The organism is Protofrankia sp. CiP1_Cm_nod4 (assembly GCF_982290645.1).
Map to the genome: position 1 here is coordinate 3,524 of NZ_CEVIVC010000146.1, position 3,636 is coordinate 7,159.

At 72.2% G+C, this 3,636-nt stretch carries 3 protein-coding genes; 2 read left to right on the top strand and 1 reads right to left on the bottom strand.

Annotated features, from left to right (window positions below):
• Window positions 1-141: 141 nt before the first annotated feature.
• Entirely contained in the window at window positions 142-669 is a 528-nt protein-coding gene (purE, locus tag AC5LSR_RS20285) for a 5-(carboxyamino)imidazole ribonucleotide mutase (protein ID WP_250281941.1), read from the top strand.
• Between the two features lie 267 nt (window positions 670-936).
• Here purE and purB read toward each other — a convergent pair whose 3' ends face one another.
• Window positions 937-2,424 carry an adenylosuccinate lyase gene (gene purB, locus AC5LSR_RS20290; RefSeq protein ID WP_250281943.1) on the bottom strand — a complete coding sequence of 496 codons (1,488 nt, stop codon included), beginning with the start codon at window positions 2,422-2,424 and terminating at the stop codon, window positions 937-939.
• 224 nt (window positions 2,425-2,648) lie between these two features.
• Here purB and AC5LSR_RS20295 point away from each other — a divergent pair, with 224 nt between their 5' ends.
• Window positions 2,649-3,569: a phosphoribosylaminoimidazolesuccinocarboxamide synthase gene (locus AC5LSR_RS20295; RefSeq protein WP_250281944.1), complete on the top strand. Its 921-nt coding sequence runs from the start codon at window positions 2,649-2,651 to the stop codon at window positions 3,567-3,569.
• The last annotated feature ends 67 nt before the right edge of the window (window positions 3,570-3,636 follow it).

Genomic DNA, 3,636 nt, shown 5'->3' on the forward strand with positions numbered 1-3,636 from the left:
GGCGTGTCCGGCGTGTCCGCCCACCCGGGGACGCCGTAGGCCGCCGGGTGGGCGGTGCCCGCCCCGGGCTTCCCGCGTCCGGCCAGCCAGTCGTCCACCTACGATCAGCCAGTCGTCCAGAAGGTGAGTGAGCAAGCAGGTATGAGCGAGATCCCTCGGAGCGGCCCGAACGTGCAGTCACCGAAGGTTGCCATCGTCTACGGCTCCCCTTCGGATGCCCAGACGATGAGCAAGGCCGGCGCGACCCTGGAGCGCTTCGGTGTCCCCTACGAGCAGGTGTCGGTGTCGGCCCACCGCGCCCCCCGCACCCTCGCGGAGTACGTGGGCGAGCTGGCCACCCGTGGTATCGAGGTCGTCATCGCCGGCGCCGGGCTCGCCGCGGCCCTGCCCGGAACCGTCGCCGCGCTGACAACACTGCCCGTGATCGGCGTCCCGATCACGGGTGGGGCGCTGGACGGTATGGACTCCCTGCTCGCCATCGTGCAGATGCCGCCGGGGGTGCCGGTCGCCACGGTGGGGCTGAACAACTCCACGAACGCCGCCGTGCTGGCCACCCAGATCCTCGCCCTGAGCGACCCCGGCCTGCAGGCCCTGCTCACGGCGTTCAAGGACGACTTCGAGAAGGCCGCCGCCGCGGGCCTCGAGGAGGCACTGACCCCCGACCGCTGACCGTCCACCAACCGGCCGGGCCGCCGCTCGGCGAGTCCCGGCACCTCGGTGCATCCCGCCTGCCCGGCGCACCCCGCTCAGGGGCTTCCGCCGGGCAGGCGGCCTTGTTCACCCGTCACATCGGATGATCATTCTGGATGGGCGCCTGTCGGACAGTTCCCGCCGGGCAGGCGCATCTCACCCGCCCGGCGCGTCCCTGCCGGCTGTCGTCACAGGATCGGCTGCCGCAGGATCGGCTGCCGCTATCGGCTGTCACAGGATCGCCTGTCACAGGATCGGTTCGGGGGTGTAGACGGCGGCGTCCGGGTAGCGGCTGACGATGTCGCCCACCCGGGCACAGAAGGCCGCGACCTGAGCCCGGGCCGCTCCGGTGAACGTCAGTGGCTCGGCCAGCACCGACAACAGCTCGGCCGTGTCCAGGCCCAGCCGGTCGTCGCCGGCCAGCCGGGCCAGCAGGTCGTTGTGCTCCGCCCCCTTCTCCCGCAGGGCGAGGGCGACCGCTACCGCGTGCTCCCGGATGACCTCGTGGGCGGTCTCCCGCCCGACGCCCCGGCGGACGGCGGCCATCAGGATCTTCGTCGTGGCCAGGAAGGGCAGGTTGCGGTCCAGCTCCCGGGCGATCACGGCCGGGTAGGCCCCGAAGTCGTCCAGGACGGTCAGGAACGTCTCGTACAGCCCGTCAGCGGCGAAGAACGCGCCGGGCAGCGCCACCCGGCGCACGACCGAGCAGGACACGTCCCCCTCGTTCCACTGGTTCCCGGCGAGCTCGCCGGTCATGGCGGCGAAGCCGCGCAGCACCACCGACAGGCCGCTCACCCGCTCGCAGGACCGGGTGTTCATCTTGTGCGGCATCGCGCTCGAGCCGACCTGGCCGGCGGCGAAGCCCTCGGTGGCCAGCTCGTGGCCGGCCATCAGGCGGATGGTCGTGGCGAGGCTCGCCGGCCCGGCCACGGCCTGGACCAGCGCGGTGACGACCTCGTAGTCGAGCGACCGCGGGTAGACCTGGCCCACGCTGGTCAGCACCCGGCCGAAGCCGAGGAACCCGGCGATCCGACGCTCCAGCTCGGCAAACCTGGCGTCGTCTCCGCCGAGCAGGTCGAGCATGTCCTGGCCGGTCCCGACCGGGCCCTTGATCCCGCGTAGCGGGTAGCGCTCCAGGGTGTCCTCGACCCGCTCGAAGGCGGCCAGCAGCTCCTGCCCGGCGGAGGCGAACCGCTTACCGAGCGTGGTTGCCTGGGCGGGAACGTTGTGGCTACGCCCGGTGATCACCAGCGAGTCGTACTCGGCGGCCAGCCGGGCCAGCCGGGCCAGTGCCGCGACCATGCGCCCCCGGATCAGCGCGAGCGAGCTGCGCACCTGCAACTGTTCGACGTTCTCGGTGAGGTCACGTGACGTCATGCCCTTGTGCACGTGCTCGTGGCCGGCGAGGGCGTTGAACTCCTCGATGCGGGCCTTGACGTCGTGGCGCCGCAGCCGCTCCCGCCGGGCTATCGAGGCCAGGTCGACCTCGGTGAGGACCCGCTCGTAGTCCTCGATCACACCGGCGGTCAGCTCCAGGCCGAGATCCCGCTGGGCGCGCAGCACTGCCAGCCACAGCCTGCGCTCCGCGACCACCTTGCTCTCCGGTGACCACAGCCGCCGGATCTCGGCCGAGGCGTAACGGGTGGCCAGGACGTCGGGAACCTCAGGAACCTCAGGGGCCTCAGGAGGCTCGGGGGCGGTGGGAGGTGTGGGGGCCGCGTGCTCGGTTGCCATACCGGCCATCGTGCCCGACAACCGCGCCCGAATCCCCGGGCCGGGCACCCTACCGGCCGCAACGCCGCGTCACGGGCCGCAACGTCCCGTCAACGGCAGGACGCCCGGCCACCGGCCACGACGCCGCGTCACCGGCGGGGGCGTCCTGTCGCCGGCGAGAACATCCTGTTGCCGGCGAGGCTGTTGCCGGCGAGGACGCCCGGCGCATCGCATACGGTCGGAGCATGCCACTGACGCACGAGGAGTTCGCCGGGCTGACCCACCTGGGGTCGGGCAAGGTACGCGAGATGTTCGCGGTCGGTGAGGACGCGGTGCTCCTGGTCGCCAGCGACCGGATCTCCGCCTTCGACGTGGTCCTGCCCACCGAGATACCGGACAAGGGCGCCGTCCTCACCGGACTGTCGCTGTGGTGGTTCGACCAGCTCGCGGACCTCGTACCGTCCCATGTGATCAGCACCGACGTGGACGAGTACCCCGACGAGCTCACCCCCTACGCCGAGCAGCTGCGCGGCCGGTCGATGCTGTGCCGGCGGCTGACCATGGTGCCGATCGAGTGCGTCGCCCGCGGCTACCTCACCGGCAGCGGGCTGAAGGACTACCAGCGCACCGGCGAGGTCAGCGGCCACGCGCTGCCCGCCGGCCTCGTCGACGGCAGCCGGCTGCCCGCGACGATCTACACCCCGTCGACGAAGGCGCCGGTCGGCGAGCACGACGAGAACATCAGCCGGGCGCAGGCCGCCTCCCAGGTCGGCCCCGAGGCCGCCGCCGAGCTGGAGAAACTCACCCTGGAGATCTTTGAGCGGGCGGTCGACGTGGCCGCCGGGCGCGGCATCATCGTCGCCGACACCAAGTTCGAGTTCGGTTATGACGCCGACGGCGTCCTGCGGCTCGGCGACGAGGTGCTGACCCCGGACTCGTCCCGGTTCTGGCCCGCCGACCAGTGGCGGCCCGGCGGCTCCCAGCCGTCCTATGACAAACAGTTCATCCGCGACTACCTGGCGTCCACCGGCTGGGACCGGACCGCTCCCGGGCCGCAGCTTCCGCCGGAGGTGGTCGAGGCCACCCGGGCCCGTTACGTCGAGGCGTACGAACGCCTCACCGGCACCTCCTTCGCCGGCTACATCGCCACCGCGCGGGCCCGGTAGGCGCCGTCCCGGGCAGGTGTTCCAGGACGTCCGACCGCAGCCCGGCACCCCGGGCCCGGCGGGCGTA

Excerpts from the sequence above, each read along its gene's own strand:
- purB (WP_250281943.1), bottom strand. The coding sequence starts at position 2,424 with ATGGCAACCGAGCACGCGGCCCCCACACCTCCCACCGCCCCCGAGCCT.
- AC5LSR_RS20295 (WP_250281944.1), top strand. The coding sequence starts at position 2,649 with ATGCCACTGACGCACGAGGAGTTCGCCGGGCTGACCCACCTGGGGTCG.
- purE (WP_250281941.1), top strand. The coding sequence starts at position 142 with ATGAGCGAGATCCCTCGGAGCGGCCCGAACGTGCAGTCACCGAAGGTT.